This window comes from Micromonospora sp. bgisy143, from assembly GCF_057708145.1.
The window spans coordinates 57,508-78,771 of the sequence record NZ_JBYIRN010000019.1 but is presented as its reverse complement, the minus strand read 5'-3'; the positions used below and the strand labels follow the sequence as shown (position 1 = coordinate 78,771).

The window sequence follows — 21,264 nt, the reverse complement described above, 5'->3', positions numbered from 1 at the left end:
ACGGCTACGGCATCGACCGACGGGTACCACCCGGCCAGGCGGCCCACAGGTGGGAGGGCGGGCGGCGTCGGGATCGCCGGGCGCGTGCTCGGCGGGGTCGGGCAGCACCTAGGCTGACGACCATGCAGGAGCAGCCCGAGCCGGCCTTCGCGCCGGGTCTGACCGCCCAGGTCGAGCTGACCGTCACCGACGCGGACACCGCCCAGGCGGTCGGTTCGGGAGACGTACCGGTGCTGGGCACACCCCGGGCGCTCGCGCTCGCGGAGGCGGCCACCGTCGCGGCCACGGCCACCGCGATGCCGCCCGGGTCGACGACGGTCGGCACCCGCGTCGAGCTGGAACATCTCGCCCCGACGGTGGTGGGCCGCACGGTACGGGCCCAGGCGCTGCTGACGTCCGTCGACGGCCGTCGGTTGTCGTTCGAGGTGACCGTCGCCGACGGCGACCAGACGGTGGCCCGGGGCCGGGTCGACCGGCTGCTGGTGGACCGGCAGCGTTTCGTCGAGCGGGCCGGGCGGACGTCGTGAGCGCCGGCTTCGTCGAGGTCGCCGACCGGGTGTACGTGCGTGGCGAGCCCCTGCTGCGGGTCAACGTCACGCTCGTCGTCGGCGACGACGGCGCGCTGCTGGTGGACACGCTCTCCTCGGCCGGACAGGCCACCGAGCTGGCCGAGGCCGTCCGGGCGGTCACCGACCGTCCGCTGACCCTGGTCAACACGCACCACCACTACGACCACTGCTTCGGCAACGCCGTCCTGGCCGGCGACCCGGCCCGCCCGGTGTACGCCCACGAGCGGGCCGCCGCGGCGCTGCGCGAGGACCCGGAGCGGCTGCGCCGCGAGGCGTACGAGGAGGTGCGCACCGAGCACCCGGGGCTGGCCGCCGACCTGTCCGACACCCCGTTGCTGGCCCCGACGCACACGGTGCACACGGAGACGACGGTCGACCTGGGCGGCCGACGGGTGGTGCTGCGGCACCCGGGGCGCGGGCACACCGACGCCGACCTGGTGGCGTTCGTGCCCGACGCGGACGTGCTGGTCGCCGGTGACCTGGTGGAGCAGAGCGGTCCGCCCGCCTTCGAGGACTCGTACCCCCTGCAGTGGCCGGACGCGGTCGCGGACCTGCTGCGGCTGACGACGCCGCGCACGGTCGTCGTGCCCGGCCACGGCGATCCGGTGGACGTCGAATTCGTCCGCGCCCAGCACGCCGAGCTGGTCCGCCTGGCCTGGCTGATCCGGGCCGCGCACACCGGCGACGCGCACCCGGAGCGGGTGGCCGCCGAGGCGCCCTTCGGCGCCCGCGCGGCGCTGATCGCCGCCCGCCGCGGCTACCGCGAGTTGAACGGCGAACCCTGACCCGCCCCGCCCCTCTCGCGCCGATCTTGCACTTTCCGTTGCCGTTAAGTCCCTTATCCGGGGAAAGGTCGGCGCAGAAAGTGCAAGATCGGCGGAGAAGAGGGCTCGGCTAGACCGGGGTGCGGCGCCACTGTTGGTTTGTGGCGGTGGTGCAGGTGGACTGGACGGCGCGGGCGCCGTCGGTGGTGGCGGCGTTGAGGATGGTGAGGCACTTGTTGCTGTGCCTCGCGACCAGCTGTACTGCGCCGGTGGTGCCGACGTCCTGGACGCGCCACTGCTGGTTGGTGCCGCCGTTGCAGGTCCACTGAGTCACCCGGACGCCGTCGGCGGTGGCGCCCGCGCCGCCGTACACGTCGAGGCACTTGCCGCTGTGCACGCTGGTGACCGTCTGGAAGCCGCCGCCCGCGTCCTGGAACCGCCACCGCTGGTTGGGCTGCCCGTTCGCACTCCACTGCACGATGTCGGCACCGTCGGTGGTGGCGTTGTTGGAGACGTCCAGCAGCTTCCCGCTGTGCTGGGCGGTGAGGGTGTACGCGCTCGGCACCGGCACGGTGCTTCCCGGGGTCAGCCGGTACAGCCCGGCGCCGTGGGCCGGCAGCGAGCGGGTGAGGGTCCCGGTCACCGTGCCGAGGGCCGCGCCGGACCACAGGTCGGTCACGGTGGCCGAACCGATCCCCAGGTCGGCCAGGTTGACCGAGACGTTCGCCGTGCCGCTCTCGCGGTTGAACAGGGCGAGGTAGCGGTCGGTGCTGCCCGGCACGTCGGCGGTCCACGCCTGCCGGGTGCCGCCGGTGAGCTGACGGTTGTTGGCGCTGTTCTGGTCGACGGCCAGCACGGCGGCGTTGGTCATCAGCGCGAGTTCCTGGGCGCGGTTCTCGACCAGGTTGCCGCCCCACATCAGCGGCGCGCGGTTGATCACCCAGAGCGTCATCAGGGTGCGCTGTTCGTCGGCGCTCAGGTTGGAGTAGCGCGGTGAGCCGACCGGCCCGTACTTCGACAGCCGGCCGATGGGGATCATGTCCGGGTCGGGCCAGGCGCCGGTAGCGCGGTACGGGGTCCAGTTGCGGAGTTGGTCGAAGAGGGCGTCGACGGACGACCAGTTGTCCCAGAGGTCGTTGACGATCCGCCACATGTGGGCGTTGGCCTGGACGTGGCTGCCGCTGGCCAGCGGGGTCGCGCCGGGCGACAGGCTCAGCACCATGGGCCGGCCGCTGCGCTGGATGGCCAGCTTGTAGCCCTCGACCTCGGCCTGCCGGTAGGTCGGCGCGGCGATGTCGTCCACCTTCACGAAGTCGATCCCCCAGGACGCGAGCAGTTGGAACACCGAGTCCAGGTAGCTCTGCGCGCAGGGGTTCGACATGTTCAGGCCCCACATGAGGTTGAGCCAGGCCGCGGTGGTGCTGTTGTTGACCTGGTTGGCGCGGCAGTTGGTGCCGAGGATCGGGACGTTGTCGGCCACCGCCTGGCGGGGGATGCCCCGCATCAGGTGGACCCCGACCTTCAGGCCCTGCGCGTGGATGTAGTCAGCGAGGGGTTTGAACCCGTTGCCACCGGCGGCGGAGGGGAACCGGGTGGTGTCCGGCAGCAGCCGCCCGTTGCCGTCCATCCGGAGTCGGGGTTGCAGGTTGGCGTCCTGGTTCGGGCTGTTGTTGTGCCGTCCGGGGTAGTACCACCCCCAGTCGATGACGATGTACTGCCAGCCGGACTGCCGCAGGTTGGTGGCCATGTAGTCGGCGTTCGCCCGGACGTCGGCCTCGGTGACGCTCCAGTTGAAGGAGTCGTAGCTGTTCCACCCCATCGGCGGGGTGTTGGCCGTTCCGTTGTCCCAGGCGTGCGCCGGCTCCGGCGCTCTGGCGGCGACGCCGCCCACGGCGACCAGGGCGACGACCAGTACGGCGGCGAGGCGGCGGAATGTCGGTGGTACCAGGACGAGTCTCATCGGAGTCTCCCGGATAACACGCAGGAAATAGGCGGACGCCGATGTTAACGTTCACATAACACGAGCGTCAACCGCCGAAGCGGTGTTCGACGTCGGCGCGGGTCGGCATCGCGGTGGCGCCGCCCGGCGACTCGCACACCAGACCGGCCACCCGCAGCGCGAACGCCACCGAATCGACCCAGCCCGCCGGGTCGGACGGCTCGCCGTCGCGCAGCAGGTCGGCGATGAGCGCGGCCATCACCGAGTCACCGGCCCCGGTGGCGTCGACGGCGTTCACCTTTGGCGCCGGCACCCGCACCGGGTCGGCCTCGGCGGCGGCCAGCACCGCGCCCGCCGCCCCCAGCGTCACCACCACCGTGGACGCGCCCAACTCCCGCAGGTACGCCGCCACCCCCTCGACCGGCTCGCCCGGATAGAGCAGCGCGGCGTCGGCGCTGCTGAGCTTGACCAGGTGCGCGCCCGCGGCGAACTCCGCCACCACCTGCCGCAGCCCGTCCAGCGCGGCCGGCCCGTCGAGCAGTCGTGGGCGGACGTTCGGGTCGAGGACCCGCAGCCCGGTGGCGAGCGACCAGGCCCGGCGGGCGGCGGCCAGGGTGCCCGGCTCGAGCAACACGATCGAACCGCAGTAGAGCACGTCGGCGCCGTCGGTCAGCGCCAGGTCCAGGTCGTCCGGACCGAGCAGACCGTAGGAGCGCGGCTCGCCGTAGAAGCGGAAGTCCGGTTCTGCGCCGGCGTACGTGACCACCGCGAGCGTGGTCGGCGCGTCGACCGTGACCGCCCCGGCCAGGCCGACGCCGACCCCGGTCAGGAAGTCGCGGATCCGCTGGCCCAGCACGTCGTCACCGAGCGAGCCGACGAACTCCGCCGCCCCGCCGAGTCGGGTCACCCCCACGGCCACGTTGAGCGGACCACCACCGATGGCCTGCCGGTAGACCCGCTCCCCGTCGACGTCGCCGTCGAGCAGGTCGACGAGCGCCTCGCCGAGCACCATCGCGTACCCCATCGGAGTCCCCCTCGTCGTCACCCGGCCCGCGACGGCCGTCTGGCACCAGGCTGGCACAGCGGGCGGCCCGGCGACCGGCGAAGGCCCAGGCCGCCGCTCAGTCCGCGCGGTGGATCGGGCCGTCCACCACGGCCAGCGGCCGGCCGGTGCCGCCCCCAGACAAAGGCACAGCGCCGCAATCAGCTCGCGCGGTGGTCGGGCCGTCCACCACGGCCAGCGGGCGGCCGGTGCCGCCCCCAGACGAAGGCACAGCGCCGCGATCAGCTCACGCGATGAATCGGGCCGTCCACCACGGCCAGCGGGCGGCCGGTGCCGCCCCCAGACAAAGGCACAGCGCCGCAATCAGCTCGCGCGGTGAATCGGGCCGTCCACCACGGCCAGCGGCCGGCCGGTGCCGCCCCCAGACAAAGGCACAGCGCCGCAATCAGCTCGCGCGGTGAATCGGGCCGTCCACCACGGCCAGCGGGCGGCCGGTGCCGCCCCAGCGGGCCGCGACGATCTGCGCGGCAACGCTGACCGCGGTCTCCTCGGGGGTACGACCGCCGAGGTCCAGCCCGATCGGTGAGGCCAGCCGGTCGAGTTGTTCGGCGCTCAGCCCCGCCTCGCGCAGCAGTTTGTGCCGTTCGTCGTGGGTGCGCCGCGACCCCATCGCGCCGACGTAGGCCAGGGGTTGGCGCAGGGCCAGCGCCAGCAGTGGTACGTCGAACCTCGGATCGTGGGTCAGCACGCAGACGACCGTGCGCCCGTCGACCCGACCGGCGTCGACCTCGTCCCGCAGGTAGCGGTGCGGCCATCGCACCACCACCTCGTGCGCCTCGGGGAAGCGTCGGCCGGTGGCGAAGACGGGCCGGGCGTCGCAGACGGTGACCCGGTAGCCGAGGAACGAGCCGATCCGGGCCACCGCCGCCGCGAAGTCGATCGCCCCGAAGACGATCATCCGGGGCGCGGTGGCGTACGCGGCCACGAAGACACTGAGGCCGCTGCCCCGGCGTTGCCCCTGGTAGCCGTACCGGAGCACGCCGCTGTGCCCGGCCGCGAGCAGCCCGAGCGCGTCCGCGGCCACGGCGTCGTCCAGCCGGTCGTCGCCGAGCGAGCCGGTCACCTGCCGACCGGCGAGCACCAGCCGGCGACCCAGCCGCCCGGCCGGGTCGGACGCGTCGCCGGCGTCGGCGGCCACGCAGGTGACGATCGCGGCCGGCTCGCCAGCCTGCCGCGCGACGGCGACCGCGTCGAGCTGCGCCAGGGCGTCGCCGTCGATCCGCTGAACGAACACGTCGAGCATGCCGCCGCAGGTCAGACCCACGGCGTACGCCTCGTCGTCGCTGACGCCGTAGTGGACCAGCTCCGGTACGCCGGTGGCGAGCACCTGGCGGGCCCGCTCGTAGAGGTCCGCCTCGACGCAGCCGCCGGAGACGCTGCCGGTGACCGTGCCGGCGGTGTCGACGAGCATCGCGGCGCCGGGCGGCTGCGGAGCGGATCGCCAGGTGGCGACCACGGTGGCCAGGGCGACCGGTTGGCCGGCGCGGCAGCGGCGGTGCAGTTCGTCGAACACGTCGGGCACGCGCACTCGCCCTCCTGTCCCGTCACCGTCCGGTCCGGGTCGCGTCACCCGCCGGTACACAGATCATCGCGGGAGAAGCGAGATCGTCGGCCCAAACGGGCAAGCACCACCCGACCCACTCGCGGGCGTGAAGTGGGAAGATCACGCACGAACATTGATGCAGTGGCCTCCCAGCGCGATCGATGCCACTACATCCTGGATCCAGTGCGATCTCGCCCGCGGGCCGCGCGACCCGGCCCTGTTTGACGCATCGAGGACCGACTATTGCGTCGGCAACCGACGCCGTGATGGGATGACGCGTACCGGGTGGTGCGAGGGCTGCCGCGCCACCGGTTGCCGGGTGGGTCAGACGCGAGGGCACCGGTCCAGGACAGGACCGTCGATGGCGCGTGTCCGCCGGCCGATCTGCTGCCGGGCGCGGGCCAGGGTGATCGTCGTATCCGCTTGCGGCGGGGGTGCTCGGGCAGCACGCCTCGCGAGTCAGGAGAACCCGTGAACCGTTCCCGTACGGCCGCAGTGCTCACCGCGGCCCTGACCTTTGCGCTGGGCGCCGTTGCCCTGGCGTCCAGTCCACAACCGGCGGCCGCGCACGGCGCGGCGATGACGCCGGGCAGCCGCACCTACCTCTGCTGGCAGGACGGCCTCAGCCAGACCGGCGAGATCAGGCCGAACAACCCGGCCTGTGCCGCGGCCGTGGCGCAGAGCGGGACCAACTCGCTCTACAACTGGTTCAGCGTGCTGCGCTCGGACGCCGGTGGCCGTACCACCGGTTTCATCCCGGACGGGCAGCTGTGCAGTGGCGGCAACACCGGTTTCCGGGGCTACGACCTGCCCCGTACCGACTGGCCGCTGACCCACCTGACCTCCGGCGCGCGGCTGGACTTCCGGTACAGCAACTGGGCGCACCACCCGGGCACGTTCTACTTCTACGTGACGAAGGACAGCTGGAGCCCGACCCGTGCGCTGGCCTGGAGTGACCTGGAGGAGCCGTTCCTGACGGTGACCAACCCGCCGCAGCGCGGCTCGGTCGGCACCGCCGACGGGCACTACTACTTCAGCGGCAACCTGCCGTCGGGCAAGAGCGGCCGGCACATCATCTACTCCCGCTGGGTGCGTTCGGACTCGCAGGAGAACTTCTTCGGCTGCTCCGACGTGACGTTCGACGGTGGCAACGGTCAGGTGACCGGTGTGGGTCCGGGCGGGTCGAACCCGACCACCCCGCCGCCCACCACCCCGCCGCCGACGACGCCGCCGCCCACCACGCCGCCGCCGACCACTCCCCCGCCCACCACGCCGCCGCCGACCACCCCGCCGCCGACCACGCCGGCGCCGACGGGTGACTGCATGGCCGTCTACAAGGTGACCAGTTCCTGGCAGGGCGGGTTCCAGGGCGAAGTCACGATCATGAACCACAGCAGTGCGCCGTTCTCCGGCTGGACGGCGAGCTGGACCTGGCCCAGTGGACAAAAGATCAACCAGATCTGGAGTGCCACCCAGACGACGTCCGGCGCCTCGGTGACCGCGACGAACGTCCAGTACAACGGCACGGTCGCGCCCGAGGGCACAACCACGTTCGGATTCCTGGCGAGCAGCACAGGTACGAACACCCTCCCGACGGTCACCTGCACCGGTCGCTGAGGTCGCCCTGAAATGATCAAGAGGTTTGCGTCATCCGGAGCGCTTCCGGTGACGCAAACCTCTTGATCGACAGGGTGGGGCCGCGGGTCAGCGGACCATGGAACCGACCACCGGCTTCGTGAGCAGAGCGGACTGGTTGCGCTGGATGCCCGGGTCGAGGGTCTTGGCCACGAAGATGGCGTGCCAGATGCAGAAGATCAGCACGGTCCACACCTTGCGGGAGTGGTCGAACTCCTCCCGCTTGTGCTCGTCGAGCAGCCGCAGCGCGTACGACAGGTCGAGCAGGTCACCCGCGCCGGACGTGCTCAGCACGTGGCGGGCCCACTCGTACATCTCGCCGCGCAGCCAGACCCGGGTCGGGGTCGGGAAGCCGAGCTTCTTGCGGTTGACGATCGCGGGCGGGACGACACCCTGCAACGCCTGGCGCATCGCGTACTTGGTGGCGTCGGAGCGTGGCGGCAGCTTCAGGTCGACCGGAATCTTCGCCGCGACGTCGAACACCTCGCGGTCGAGGAACGGCACCCGCACCTCCAGCGAGTGCGACATCGAGATGCGGTCGGCCTTGACCAGAATGTCGCCGCGCAGCCAGGTGTAGAGGTCGACGTACTGCATCTTGGTGACGTCGTCCAGCTCGGTGCACTCGGCGTAGATCGGGGCGGTCACGTCGGTGTAGCGCACCGAGGGGTCGTAGCGACGCAGCAGGTGCTGCTTCTCCTCCTCGGTGAACATCCGGGCGTTGCCGTAGTAGCGCTCCTCGATCGGGGTGGTGCCACGCTCCAGGAAGCTCTTGCCCTTGACGCCCTGCGGGATCGCCTTGGAGACCGCGCGCAGGCCCTTCTGCACGCCACCGGGCAGACCGTTGACGGCGCCCAGCGACAGCGGCTCGCGGTAGATCGTGTAACCGCCGAAGAACTCGTCGGCGCCCTCACCGGAGAGCACCACAGTGACGTGCTCGGCGGCCTTCTTGGCCACGAAGTACAGCGGCACCAGCGCCGGGTCGGCCACCGGGTCGTCCAGGTGCCAGACGATCTTCGGCAGCGCGTCGATCATGTCCTGCGGACCGATCTTGGTGGGGATGGTGGTGACGTCCAGGTGCCGGGCCGAGTCCTGGGCGACGTCGATCTCGGAGTAGCCCGGGACGTCGTAGCCGACGGTGAAGGTCAGGATGTTCGGGTTGAACTCCCGCGCCAACGCCACCACGGCGGTCGAGTCGATGCCACTGGACAGGAACGAGCCGACCGGCACGTCCGAGCGCATGTGCATGCGCACGCTCTCGCGCAGCGTCTCGCGGATCTCGTGGTAGAGCTTCTGCTCGTCGTCGACCGGCGCGGGCCGGAACACCGGCCGGTACCACCGCCGGACGTCGATCCGCCCGCCCGGGGTCCAGGTCAGGTACTCCCCCGAGCCGATCCGGCTGATGCCCTTGTGCAGCGTGCCGGGCTCCGGCACGTACTGCAGGGTCAGGTAGTGGCTCAGGTTGGCCGCGTCGACGCCCGCGTCGCCCTGGTAGTTGCTGTGCGCGAACGGCAGCAGCGCCTTCTTCTCCGAGGCCAGGTAGAGGCCGTCGGCGGTCTCCAGGTAGTGCAGCGGCTTGATGCCGAAGTAGTCGCGGGCCCCGAACGCGCGCCGCTCCTGCCGGTCCCAGATGACGAAGGCGAACATGCCGCGCAGCCGGGTGAGCACCTGCTCGCCCCAGTAGTGGTAGCCGGCGACGATCACCTCGCCGTCACCGGCGGTGGCGAACTGCGCACCGAAGTCCCGGATCAGCTCGTCGCGCAACTCGATGTAGTTGTAGATCTCACCGTTGAAGGTCAGCAGGTAACGGCCGTTCGCGTACGGCAGCGGCTCGTGACTCGACGCGACGTCGATGATGGCGAGCCGCTTGTGGGCGAACACTCCGTCCGCGTACCGGCCGGACGCGTCGCCGACCACCTCGACCCCTGTCTCGTCCGGGCCCCGGTGGTGCAGGCATTCCAATGCTCCGGCGATGTGGTCGCGGTGCGCGGCGGCGTTGCCGTTCGCGCTGAAGAGGGCCAGGAGTCCGCACATGGTCGTCATCTTTCCACGCGCTCCACCGGCCCGTCGCAGCCGTCCGCCGTTCGGGGGCGCTCCCGGCCGACACCACCGCGAACCGGGCGCGCGGTACCGTCGGGACCAGCCACGAGCGGAAGGGAGCGGCGCAATGACCGAGGAACGCACCGACGGCACGCCGACAGACGGCACGGAATCGCACGATCCGGACTTCCCGGAGGCGTTCCTGTCGTTCATGCGGCAGGGCTGGCGCGACACCGAGCTCCCGGTCACGCCGCGTCCCGAGGTCCCCAACTACGCCAAGCGGCGGGCCGCGCTGTCGGCCGCCTTCCCGGGCGAGACGCTTGTCATCCCGACCGGCGGCGAGAAGGTACGCGCCAACGACACCGCCTACCCGTTCCGGCCGGGCAGCGACTTCGCCTACCTGACCGGCGACCACGACCCGGACAGCGTGCTGGTGCTGCGCCCGAACGGCTCGGGCCACGACGCGACGCTGTACATGCGGCCCCGCTCGTCGCGGGAGACCGACGAGTTCTTCCGCAGCCGGCACGGTGAGCTGTGGGTGGGCCGGCGGCACACCCTCGGCGAGAAGTCCACCGAGCTGGGCCTGCCCACCGCCGACCTCAGCGGCCTAGAGGCGGCGCTGGCTGACCTCGCTCCGAGGCGTACCCGGGTGTTGCGCGGTTTCGACGCCCAGGTGGACGCGGCCGTGCGTCCCTGGGACGGGCCGCGCGCCGAGGGGCAGCCGGCCCGCGACCGGGAGCTGGCCATCGCCATCTCGGAGCTGAAGCTGGTCAAGGACGAGTGGGAGATCGGCCAACTCCAGGACGCCATCGACGCCACCGTCCGCGGCTTCGAGGACGTGGCCCGCATCCTGCCGGCCGACCGGGCCGTCTCCGAGCGGCTGCTGGAGGGCATCTTCGCGCTGCGCGCCCGGCACGACGGCAACGACGTCGGGTACGGCTCGATCGTCGGCGCCGGCGAGCACGCCACGATCCTGCACTGGGTGCACAACCACGGCGCCACCCGCCCGGGTGACCTGCTGCTGATGGACATGGGCGTCGAGGGACGCAACCTCTACACCGCCGACGTGACCCGGGTGCTGCCGGTCAACGGCCGGTTCACCGCACTGCAACGCCAGGTCTACGACATCGTGTACGCCTCGCAGCAGGCCGGCATCGACGCCATCCGTCCGGGCGTGAAGTTCAAGGACGTCCACCTGACCTGCATGCGGGTGCTCGCCGAGGGTCTGGCCGAGCTGGGCCTGCTGCCGGTGAGCGTGGACGAGGCCATGGACGAGAAGTCCTCGGTCTACCGGCGCTGGACGCTGCACGGCTTCGGTCACATGCTCGGCATCGACGTGCACGACTGCTCGAACGCCCGCAAGGAGACGTACCGCGACGGCGCGTTGGGTGAGGGCTACGTCCTCACCGTCGAGCCGGGTCTCTACTTCCAGCCCGAGGACGAGCTGGTCCCGGCCGAACTGCGCGGCATCGGCATCCGCATCGAGGACGACGTCCTGGTCACCGCGACCGGCGCGGTGAACCTGTCGGCCGGCCTGCCGCGCACCTCCGACGAGGTGGAGACCTGGCTGGCCGAGCAGCGCGAGGCCGGCCCCCGCCTGCCCGGCTGACCCTCGGGTACGACCCTCGGCCGGGCCGGACGTCACCACGTCCGGCCCGGCCTCTTTCGTCCGCCCGCCCGGCCCGGACTTGATCGACTCGGCTTCCGTGATGTAGGGGCGTCGAGAGCGCTGGAATACCGCGTCTTCCGAGAACCCGAGTGGATCACGCCGCGCCGAGCGACCCGCGCCTCCCGCACGCCTGACCACGTTGCCGTCTTCCAGGGCGTTTGGCCTGCTCACGCCCTTTCCTGGGCAGCCCGGCCCGTTAGCGGCGCGTGCCCCAACGTGAGGCATATGCGGGGTTTTCTCGGATACGTCCGCCTCGCGAAGATAGTTCTCATACGGTGGGCATCAGAGGCTGCAACCCATTTGTAGCTGGTCGTGGCGCTGCGGGCGGTGCGACCCCCTCTGGTAGCAGGAAGGGCGGAAGGCTCTGATGTCCGATGACATAACGAGTACCGAGGGCGGCGCCTCTACGGCACCGCCGCCGACACGACGACGACGGGCGCTCTGGGTCGCCGGCGTGGCCGGTCTGACCGGGGTGGTGGGCCTGGCCGCCCTCGGCGGGGTCGCCGCGCGGGACGACAAGCCCACCTCCGACCGGGTGTCCGACGCCCAGCCGTCGACGAACCGGCAGAACGTCAGCGACGCCGGCGGGAACGCCGACGAGGGCAAGGCAAGCGGCGACGAGGAGTCCAGCGGCGACGACTGGAGCGGCTTCGACGATCGCGGTGGTGCCGACAAGCGCCACGACAAGGAGCGCACCAGGCAGGTGCCCTGCGACTCGGACAAGCTGATCCAGGCGATCACCTTCGCCAACAGCGGCGATGGCGGTGTCCTCGAACTGGCGAAGGGCTGCACCTACACCCTGACCCGCAACCAGGACGGCAACGGCCTTCCGGTGATCACCGAACCCATCACCCTCAAGGGCGAGCACACGGTCATCGGCCGCGCGGCCGACGCCGACTACTTCCGGATCCTGAACGTCGGTCCGGGCGGGAACCTCACCCTCAAGGGCCTGAGCATCAGGGGTGGGCAGACCATCCGGCAGCCGACCATGGTGGAGGCGGCGACGGTCTGGGGTCCGTACTCGACCTCGGTCCGGACCACCACGGCGACCGGCGCCACCGGCAAGCCGGCGACGGCAGCCAAGCCGGCGACGGCGACGGCGACGGCGACGGGAGCGAAGCCGGCGACGGCGACGGCGACGGCGACGGCGACGGCGACGGCGACGGCGACGGCGACGGCGACGGCGACGGCGACGGCGACGGCGACGGCGACGGCGACGGCGACGGCGACGGCGACGGCGACGGCGACGGCGGCCAAGACGGCCACGGCAGCCAAGACGGCGGCAGCAGCCAACGCGGCGGCGGCCACGAAGGCGGCGGCCAAGACGGCACCGGCCACGGCGGCGACCAAGACGGCGCAGCCGACGGCCCCCGCCACGGCGGCGACCAAGACGGCGACGCCCACGGCGGTAGCCGGACAGACCGCAGCGGCCACGGCAGCGGCGGCCGAGCAGGCAGCGGTCAAGGCAGCGGCGGCCGAGCAGACGGCGGCCACGGCAGCAGCGGCCAAGGGTGCGGCTGCCAAGCCCGCCGCCACGGTCACCGCGGCGGTCGGCACGACCCCGGCGGCCGGCACGGCGGTGCCGCTGGTGGCGGACCCCGGCTTCAACGACGGCGCCGGGGTGCTCGTCCAGCCCGGGGGTCGGGCCGAGATCCTGGACAGCGAACTGCTCTACAACCAGTCCGGCGGCAACGGCGGCGGGTTGGCGAACTTCGGTTCGACGCGGCTCGGCAAGAGCACCGTGGCGCACAACACCGCGTTCTTCTTCGGTGGCGGTGTCTTCAACGCCGGGGTGCTCCAGGTCGACGAGTCCACGATCAAGGACAACACCGGCATCATCGGTGGCGGCGGCATCGCCAACGGCGCGGCCGACATCCGCACCGAGGGCGTCGACGGCGGCGCGGCCTGGGTCTACAAGAGCGAGATCACCGAGAACGAGACGCTCGGTTTCGGTGGCGGCGTCCTGGACGTCGAGGGCAGCACCACCCTGCACGACACGAAGGTCACCGACAACACAGCGGTCCTGGACGGCGGCGGCGTCGCCGTGGCAGACAGCCAGCTCACCCTGAAGCAGGCCACGGTGGCCAGGAACAGCGCTGGCCGCGACGGTGGTGGTCTGGCGGTCGTCTCCGACAGCACCGCGACGATCGAGAACACGGCGATCAAGGAGAACACCGCAGGGTCCGGGGGTGCCGGCCTCTTCAACGACGAGAGCCGCACGACGCTGCGCGACAGCGAGGTCGTCGGCAACCGGGCCGTCGGTCCGTTCGCCCGGGGCGGCGGCATCCTCAACACCGAGGGAAGCGAGGTCACGCTCCGCCGGACGACGGTGGCGCACAACTTCGCCACCCTCGCGCCGGGGGGCATCTTCAACAGCCTCGGCGGCACGGTGACGCTGGACGACGACTCCGCGGTCACGGCGAACCGCCCGACCAACTGCTTCAACGTTCCGGACTGCTTCGCCTGACCGGGTGGGGCTGAACCACATAGAGGGTACGCCCCTCCGAGCCCGTTGCGGCGCGGAGGGGCGTACCCATTTGGGCTGGTCAGGGGCTTGACGGCCCGGCTGGGGGGCGGTGTGCCCGGACGGGGCCTCCGGGCCATCCCGCCACCAACGGCGTCGACCGTGCCCGACCGAGCCACCAGCGCCAACATGAACCGAATGTGGGGTTGTTTCGGATACGCCCGTGAGGCGAGGAACATTCTCATACGGTGTTTTTGGGAGCTACAACCGATTTGTAGCAGGGGACGACCGTCTGAGGGCGGCGACCCTGTCTGGTACGAGGAGAGGGCAGAGAGCTCCGATGTCCAACTACCTAACGAACAACGAAGCCTCCGGGCGGGCGACGGCCAAACGCCGTCGCAAGCTCTGGCTCGCCAGCGGCGTGGCCGGTCTGACGGGCGTGATCAGCCTCGCGGCGGTGGGCGTCGCGGGCAGCGCCGGGGCGGTCGGCCTGAACTGGAACACCGCGCAGGTCAGCAAGGACGGCGACCAGCACGGTGACGAGGGTCGTGACTGGGACAAGGACCGGGACAAGGACAAGGGCAAGGACCGGGACAAGGACCACGAGCGTGGGAAGGAGGTGCCCTGCGACACCGACAAGCTGATCCAGGCGATCGTGTTCGCCAACAACAAGCACGGCGGTGTGCTGGAGCTGGCCAAGGGCTGCACCTACAACCTGAGCCGCAACGACTACCAGGGCAACGGCCTGCCGGTCATCACCGAGAACATCACCCTGAAGGGCGAGCACACCACGATCGCCCGCGAGGCCACGGCCGACTACTTCCGCATCTTCAACGTCGGTGCGGGCGGACACCTCACCATCAAGGGCCTGACCGTCAAGGGTGGTCAGACCCTGGAACTGTTCACCGCCGTCGAGCCGGCGGCCGTCTGGGCGTCCTACTCGGACTCCGAGGCGATCGCGGCGCAGGTGAAGGCCGGCACTCCGCTGGAGCAGGCCCTCACCGCGCGGCAGGCCAACCCGAAGGCGGGCCTGAAGGCCGCGCCGAAGGTGACGCCGAAGGCCGCGACGAAGGCGGCGCCGGGCGCGGTGACGCCGCTCGTGGAGTACCCGGACGACAACGACGGCGCGGGCATCCTGGTGCAGCCGGGCGGCTCGGCCGAGATCATCGAGTCCGAGGTCGTCCTCAACCAGTCCGGCGGCAACGGCGGCGGTGTGGCCAACTTCGGTACCACGAAGATCTGGCACAGCACCGTCGCGGGCAACACCGCGTTCTTCTTCGGCGGCGGTGTGTTCAACGCCGGCCTGCTCAAGGTCGAGGAGTCGAAGATCAAGGACAACACCGCGATCATCGGCGGTGGCGGCATCTCCAACGGTGCCGCGCGGATCTTCACCGACGACGTCGACGGCGGCACGGTCGAGCTGAAGAAGACCGTGATCAGCGACAACGAGACGCTGGGCTTCGGCGGCGGCTACCTCGACATCGAGGGCAACACCACCGCGTACGACACCGAGATCACCTCGAACACGGCGGTCCTCGCCGGTGGTGGTCTGGCGGCGGCGGACAGCCAGCTGAACCTGCACAAGGTGACGGTGGCGAAGAACAGCACCGCCGGGGTCGGTGGCGGTCTCGCCATCGCCTTCGACAGCGCGGTGACCGTCGAGGACAGCTGGATCAAGGAGAACACCGCCGGCTTCTTCGGCGGCGGGGTCTTCAACGCCGGCAGCGTCCTGACGCTGCGGGACAGCGAGGTCGTCGGCAACCGGGCCATCGGCCCGATCGGGGTCGGCGGCGGCATCTTCAACATCTTCGGCGAGGTCAACCTGTCGAAGACGAAGGTCGCGAACAACTTCTCGACCTTCGCGCCGGGCGGCGTGTTCACCTTCTTCGGGCCGGTGAACGTGGACGACAAGTCCGCCATCACCGCGAACCGCCCGACGAACTGCCTGGCCATCCCGGGCGGCGCCATCGAGAACTGCTTCGCCTGAGCACCACGCACCAACAAGAGACCGGCCCCCTTCCGCACGACGCGGAAGGGGGCCGGTCCCCGCTCACTTCTGGACGAACACCGCCACGCTGCGCGCCGGCACCGTGAAGGTCCCGCCCGCCCGGTCGAACGACGCCTTGCGCAGCGCCGGGTCGGCCGAGTTCACCAGCACCGGGTGCAGCGCCACGTCCGCGCCCCGCAGGCCGGGCACGGTCTGCGTCGTCTTCTCCGGGGTGCCGTTGAAGACCACCGTCAGCGACGTCCACGCCCCACCCAGGCCGCGGGCGTCCAGGGTCATGGTCAGCACACCCGGGGTCTCCGACTCGCCGGAGAGGGGGAACGCCACCCGCCGCTGCACCTGCTCCGCGCTGCTCAGCCCGAACACCGGCGACGACGCCCGGATGCGCAGCAGCTCGGCGTACCGGGCGTCGGTGGTGTCGATCGCCGCGCAGTCGGGCACCAGGGCCCGGTCCGCGAGCAGCGGCTTGGCGTACGGCCACTTGTCCTGGTTGTCCGGTGCCGGTGGCAGGCCGACACCGAACCCGTTGCCGTTGGCGCAGCCCCAGCGGATCTGGTTGAACCAGTCACCGGAGTTGAACGAGTTGCGGTCCAACGACTTCGACCGCAGCCGTTCGGTGCCGGCGGTGACGAACCCGGTGCCCTGCCCCAGCACCACCGTGCTCAGCGCCAGCACCTGCATCCGGGACCGGTCCGCCGCGCTGGTGTCCTGCGGCAGCTTGTACGCCAACGCGTCGTACAGGATCTCGTTGTCGTGCGCGTCGACGTAGGTGACCGCCTCCCCCGGCGCGGCGGTGTACCCGGCGGGCGAGCCGTTGTAGTCCACCTGGGCCCCGGTGACGGTACGCCCCGAGGTGTCGGTGAACCGGTAGTCCCGCAGGTTGCCGACCAGGCCCACCTTGATCAGGTCGTGGGCGTGCAGGAGCCGGGCCTTCTGGGTGGCCGCCGACCCGTTCACCTCATCGCCGTTGGGGTCGGTGTAGAGCCCGGAGGCGAAGCCCTGCGCACGCGGGTTCGCGTCGAACGGACCGCCGCCGCGGACCGCGTCGCGCAGCCGGTCGTTGAACGTGCCGACGCCGGTGCCGGCCATGTTGGCCTGGGTGGCCTGCTCGAACCGGGCGTCGTTGGCGACCTCGCCGAAGTTCCAGCCCTCGCCGTAGAGCATGATCGCCTTGCCGTCCACGCCGTCCCGGGCCAGGGTCAGCTTGTCCAGGGCCTGACGCACGGCCAGGATGTTCGCCTTCGGGTGGTGGCCCATCAGGTCGAACCGGAAACCGTCCACCTTGTACTTCCGGGCCCAGGTGACCAGCGAGTCGACCACCAGCTTGCCCATCATCGCGTGCTCCGGCGCGGTGTTGGCGCAGCAGGTGGAGTTGGCCACCGTGCCGTCGTCGAGCAGCCGGTGGTAGTAGCCGGGCACCACCTGGTCGAGCACCGACTTGGCGTCGACGCCGGCCGCCGCCGTGTGGTTGTAGACCACGTCCATGACCACCCGCAGGCCGGCGTCGTTCACCCCGGCCACCATGCGGCGGAACTCGGCGGTCCGCGCCGCCCCGCTCGGGTCGAGGGCGTAACCCCCCTCCGGAACGGTGTAGTGCAGCGGGTCGTACCCCCAGTTGTAACCGTCGGTGTCGGCGACGGCCGCGACGCACTTCTGCTGCTGGTCCGAGTCCGGCGGCAGCGCCGCCAGGTCACAGGCCGGCTGGCGCTGGTCGGCCCGCTTCTCCGGGATCGTGGCGAAGTCGAACGCCGGCAGCAGGTGCAGGTGGGTGACACCGGCGTCGCCGAGCGCCCGCAGGTGCCGCATGCCGGCGGTGCCCGGGTCGGTGAACGCCAGGAACGTCCCCCGCCGCTCGGCCGGCACGGTCTCGTCGGCGATGGAGAAGTCGCGCACCGACAGTTCGGAGATCTGCGCCTTCGACGCGGGCACCGGGGCCGGCTTGCGCAGCGTGCGCCACCCGGGCGGGGCCAGCGTCGGGTCGTCCAGGTCGACGAGTTGGCTGTGGGTGGAGTCCGCCGCGAGGGCCACCGAGTACGGGTCGGTGACCGAGGCGGTGACCATCCGTTGCACGGCCGGCTGCCACGCCTGCACCCGGTAGCGGTAGTACTTCCCCGTCCAGGCGTGACTGCCGCGTACCGACCAGACGCCGGTGCGGTCGTCTCGGCGCATCGGCACGGTCTTCGGCGTGGCCGTGGGCGAGTCGAACAGGTCCAGCTCCACCGTCCGGGCGGTCGGCGCCCAGAGCGCGAGGCTGGGTGTCCGGCCGGCGAAGGTCGGACCGAGCGTGACCTGGGTGGCCGGGGCGTACACGTCGTCGAGCACGCCGGGGATCTGCACGCCGGTCGCGGCGAGCAGCTTCCCCTGGGCGTCGCGCTCGGTGACCAGGAGCTGCCCGCGCAGCGCCGCCGGCACCTTCGCCAGGTCACCCCGGTCGAGGGTGAAGGCCCGGTGGGACCACAGGTGCGGGAACGCCGCCCGCTGGGCCTCGGTGAGCCCGTTGCGCTGCGCGCGCAACGGCAGACTGGTGTACGTCCCGGACAGCTCCCCGTCGACGACGCTCACCCCACCGGTGGGGGCGGCCACCAGGGCGTACACCCGACCGTCGGTCGGCGGGGTCTGCCAGGCGATGGTGGACCGGTCGATCCAGTGCGCCTTCTGCGTGGCGATGTCGGTGTCCCCGCCGGCGCTGGTCGCGGTCGACGGCAGCAGCCGCCCCGGGGTGGCGGCCAGCAGCCACACCTCCCGGCCGGCGCTGGCGAAGTCGAGCCGCTGGTCGTCGGGCAGATCCTTGGTGTCGCCCTTGTGGATGATGTAGTTGAGCCCGGTGGCCCCGGCCGCCAGCGGCACCCGGAACACCGCGCCGAACGCGTCGATCGACGTCGGCGCGAACGGGCTGGCCCAGTCGGTCGGCTTGGCCGCCCCGTCCCACAGGTGCAGGCCCCACCCGTCGTAGTTGCCGTCGGCCCGCCGGTAGTGGATCACCGCGGTGCCCTCCTCGACCGTCGGGTCCGGCTGACCGGTGGCCGCCTGCCGGCTCGGGTAGATCGCCGGGTCACCCTGCTTGAGCCAGACCTCACCGGTGGCCGTCACGTCGATGCTGCGGTCCTGGGCGACGTCCTTGGTGCCGTTCTTGTCGACCACCACGAAACCCACCGACTTCGCGCCCGGCGTGAGCTTCACCCAGGCGAACCGGCCGTAGGAGTCCTCCCCGGCGAACGGTTGCCCCTTGGGCCACTCGGTGACGTACGCCGGGTCGATGTCGCCCCAGGCGTACAGCCCCCAGTCGTCGTACCCACCGGCCGGACGCTGATAGTGCACCACCGCCCACTCCCGGGACCCACCCCGCTCGGGCGTGCCCACCACGGCGACGGACCGGGCGGTGGCGGTGCGGCCCCGGCCGTCCCGCACAACGGCGCGGTACTCGACGCGGGTGCCGCCGGCCAGACCGGTCAGGTCGTGGTGCACGGTGTACGGCGCGTGGTCGGCGCTGCCCAGCAACGTCCACCGGCCGCCGCCGACCCGCGCCGCCACGGTGACGGTGGCCAGCGGGTCGCCGGTCACCTTCGCGGTGACCGCCGCGCGGGTGGCCACCGACGCGTCCGGCGCGGGGGTGGTGATGGCGATGGTCGGCGTGCCGCTCGGCCGGGCGACGGGACTGCCCGCGCGGTACACCGCCGCCGACAGCGGCGGCACGGTCAGGGTCAGCTTCCCGTCGCCGCCGGCCTTCGCGCTGGCGGATGCGCCGTAGATGCCGGTGAAGGTGGCGCCGGCCGACCAGGTGTCCACGCTGACAGTCTGCGCGGTCTCGGCGTTGTTCACGGCGACGAGGTACTCGGTCCGGTCCGCGGGCGCGACGCGGGAGGCGGCGAACACACCGGGACCGTCGGCCGCGTACCGGGTGACCTGGATACCGTCGCGCAGCGCAGGGTGCGCCTGGCGCAGCCGACCCAGCTCGGCGATCGTCCGGTACAGCGGGTGGCCGGTGTCGAACTGGTCGCTGGCGTGGGTGCGGTCGGTGCCGAGCAGGTCGTCGTCGAGGTAGTCGGGCACCTTCGAGGCGAACATGTCCTGCCGGGCGTCCTTGTCCCCGCCGGGGCCGGTGAAGCCCTGCTCGTCACCGGAGTAGACCACCGGCTGGCCGCGGGTGAGGAACATGAGCTGGTGGGCGAGCTGGTCGCGGCGCAGGTGACTGGCCGGGTCGGTACCGCCGCCGGCGATGAACGAGCCGATCCGGCCCATGTCGTGGTTGCCGAGGAAGGTCGTCAGCCGACCCGCGTCGGTGTCCCGGGCCGCGTAGAGGTCGTCCCGGGCGTACACGTCGGCGAGGGCCTTCGCCGAGCCGGCGCCCGCCGTGTAGCCCCGCGCGGCCTCCTGGAACGCGAAGTCGATGGTGGCCGGCAGACCGCCCTGCCGCACGTACGCCGACGTGACCTCCGGGTTGGCGCTGTAGACCTCGCCGAAGACGAAGAAGTCCTTCTTGCCGGCCTTCTCGGCGGCCCGCTCGACGCCCCGGGTGAACTGCGGCCAGAAGTCCATGTTGACGTGCTTGACGGTGTCCAGCCGGAACCCGTCCACGCCGGTCGCGCCGATCCAGTCGCCGTACGCCTTCGTCATCCCCCGCACCACCTCGGGACGCTCGGTCCACAGGTCGTCGAGGCCGCCGAAGTCGCCGTACTCGCTGTTCTCGCCGGAGAACGTGGAGTCGCCCCGGTTGTGGTACATGCTGGCGTCGTTGAGCCAGGCCGGCACCTTCACGGTCGCGTCGCCCGGCTCCGGGAAGACCGGCGTGTACGGTCCGGCACCCGCGTCCACGGTCGGGAACTCCCGGCTCCCGTCGGCGTAGTTGCGGTCCTCGAAGGCCCGACCCTGCGCGTCGGTGTACGGCGAGGTGGCCTTGTCCACGTAGGCGTAGCGGTCCTCGGCGTACTTGATGACGTCCGCGGTGTGGTTGACCACCACGTCGAGGTAGACCTTGATGCCCCGCCGGTGCGCCAGCGAGACCAGTTCCTTGAGCTGAGCGTTCGTGCCGAAGTGCGGGTCGACCTGGGTGAAGTCGGTGATCCAGTAGCCGTGGTAGCCGGCCGAGATGTCGTTCCCCTTGCCCTGCACCGGACGGTTCTTGAAAATCGGGGCGAGCCAGATGGTGGTGGTCCCCAGACCCTGGATGTAGGCCAGCTTGTCGATGACGCCCTTGAGGTCACCGCCGTGGTAGAAGCCCTTGTCGGTCGGGTCGAGCCCGGTGCGCAGCCGGTCACCGGTGAGCCCACCGGAGTCGTTGCGGCGATCGCCGTTGGCGAACCGGTCCGGCAGGACGAAGTAGAACTGTTCGGCGGGCGCGGTGTCGGCGCCGGCGGCCAGCAGCGCGTCGGCGGTCGGCTCGTCGCGCCACTGCACGGCACCGGCCGTGGCCAGCGGGTCGGCGCTGGTCGGGCGGGGGTCGGCGTCGGCGCCGAGGGGACGCGCAGACTCCGGCGTACCGACGAGGGTGAAGGTGAGCAGGCAGGCGAGCGCGAGCAGGGCGGTACGCGGGATCGGCGGGGGTTTCATCGACGGCCTTCCTCTGGTCGTGATTGGCC

At 71.5% G+C, this 21,264-nt stretch carries 11 protein-coding genes; 6 read left to right on the top strand and 5 right to left on the bottom strand.

The genetic code is table 11. The features are described 5' to 3' along the window. Nucleotides 1-122 precede the first annotated feature (122 nt). Both AC3EN4_RS21605 and AC3EN4_RS21600 read left to right on the top strand, forming a co-directional pair. Nucleotides 123-527 carry a thioesterase family protein gene (locus AC3EN4_RS21605; protein ID WP_435207535.1) on the top strand — a complete coding sequence of 135 codons (405 nt, stop codon included), beginning with the start codon at nt 123-125 and terminating at the stop codon, nt 525-527. Beyond that, nucleotides 524-1,354, top strand: coding sequence for an MBL fold metallo-hydrolase (locus AC3EN4_RS21600; RefSeq protein ID WP_435207534.1), 831 nt, complete (start codon nt 524-526; stop codon nt 1,352-1,354). The genes AC3EN4_RS21605 and AC3EN4_RS21600 overlap by 4 nt, the downstream gene beginning before the upstream one ends. A 109-nt stretch (nt 1,355-1,463) precedes the next feature. Here AC3EN4_RS21600 and AC3EN4_RS21595 read toward each other — a convergent pair whose 3' ends face one another. From AC3EN4_RS21595 to AC3EN4_RS21585, 3 genes are all read right to left on the bottom strand, one after another. Next, a complete protein-coding gene (locus tag AC3EN4_RS21595; protein ID WP_435207533.1) occupies nt 1,464-3,293 on the bottom strand; it encodes an alpha-galactosidase in 1,830 nt (609 codons plus the stop codon). A gap of 67 nt (nt 3,294-3,360) precedes the next feature. Next, the gene (locus AC3EN4_RS21590; protein ID WP_435207532.1) at nt 3,361-4,296 is read right to left on the bottom strand and encodes a PfkB family carbohydrate kinase; all 936 of its coding nucleotides are present in this window, start codon (nt 4,294-4,296) and stop codon (nt 3,361-3,363) included. A gap of 424 nt (nt 4,297-4,720) precedes the next feature. After that, entirely contained in the window at nt 4,721-5,863 is a 1,143-nt protein-coding gene (locus AC3EN4_RS21585) for an XdhC family protein (protein ID WP_435207531.1), read from the bottom strand. A gap of 486 nt (nt 5,864-6,349) precedes the next feature. Here AC3EN4_RS21585 and AC3EN4_RS21580 point away from each other — a divergent pair, with 486 nt between their 5' ends. Further along, nucleotides 6,350-7,495, top strand: coding sequence for a lytic polysaccharide monooxygenase auxiliary activity family 9 protein (locus AC3EN4_RS21580; protein WP_435207530.1), 1,146 nt, complete (start codon nt 6,350-6,352; stop codon nt 7,493-7,495). A gap of 87 nt (nt 7,496-7,582) precedes the next feature. Here the strand turns inward: AC3EN4_RS21580 and asnB are convergent, their stop codons facing one another. Beyond that, nucleotides 7,583-9,544 carry an asparagine synthase (glutamine-hydrolyzing) gene (gene asnB / locus AC3EN4_RS21575; RefSeq protein WP_435207529.1) on the bottom strand — a complete coding sequence of 654 codons (1,962 nt, stop codon included), beginning with the start codon at nt 9,542-9,544 and terminating at the stop codon, nt 7,583-7,585. A gap of 133 nt (nt 9,545-9,677) precedes the next feature. On the opposite strand from asnB, the gene AC3EN4_RS21570 reads away from it, so the two are divergent. The 3 genes from AC3EN4_RS21570 to AC3EN4_RS21560 all read left to right on the top strand — a co-directional run bounded on the left by AC3EN4_RS21570 (nt 9,678) and on the right by AC3EN4_RS21560 (nt 15,670). Further along, nucleotides 9,678-11,159 carry an aminopeptidase P family protein gene (locus tag AC3EN4_RS21570; protein ID WP_435207528.1) on the top strand — a complete coding sequence of 494 codons (1,482 nt, stop codon included), beginning with the start codon at nt 9,678-9,680 and terminating at the stop codon, nt 11,157-11,159. Between the two features lie 514 nt (nt 11,160-11,673). Next, complete coding sequence (locus tag AC3EN4_RS21565) at nt 11,674-13,686, top strand: right-handed parallel beta-helix repeat-containing protein (protein ID WP_435207527.1); 2,013 nt, start codon at nt 11,674-11,676, stop codon at nt 13,684-13,686. 337 nt (nt 13,687-14,023) lie between these two features. Beyond that, complete coding sequence (locus AC3EN4_RS21560; protein WP_435207526.1) at nt 14,024-15,670, top strand: hypothetical protein; 1,647 nt, start codon at nt 14,024-14,026, stop codon at nt 15,668-15,670. A gap of 63 nt (nt 15,671-15,733) precedes the next feature. On the opposite strand, the gene pulA is transcribed toward AC3EN4_RS21560, so the two are convergent. Further along, the gene (pulA, locus tag AC3EN4_RS21555; protein WP_435207525.1) at nt 15,734-21,235 is read right to left on the bottom strand and encodes a pullulanase-type alpha-1,6-glucosidase; all 5,502 of its coding nucleotides are present in this window, start codon (nt 21,233-21,235) and stop codon (nt 15,734-15,736) included. Between the last annotated feature and the right edge of the window lie 29 nt (nt 21,236-21,264).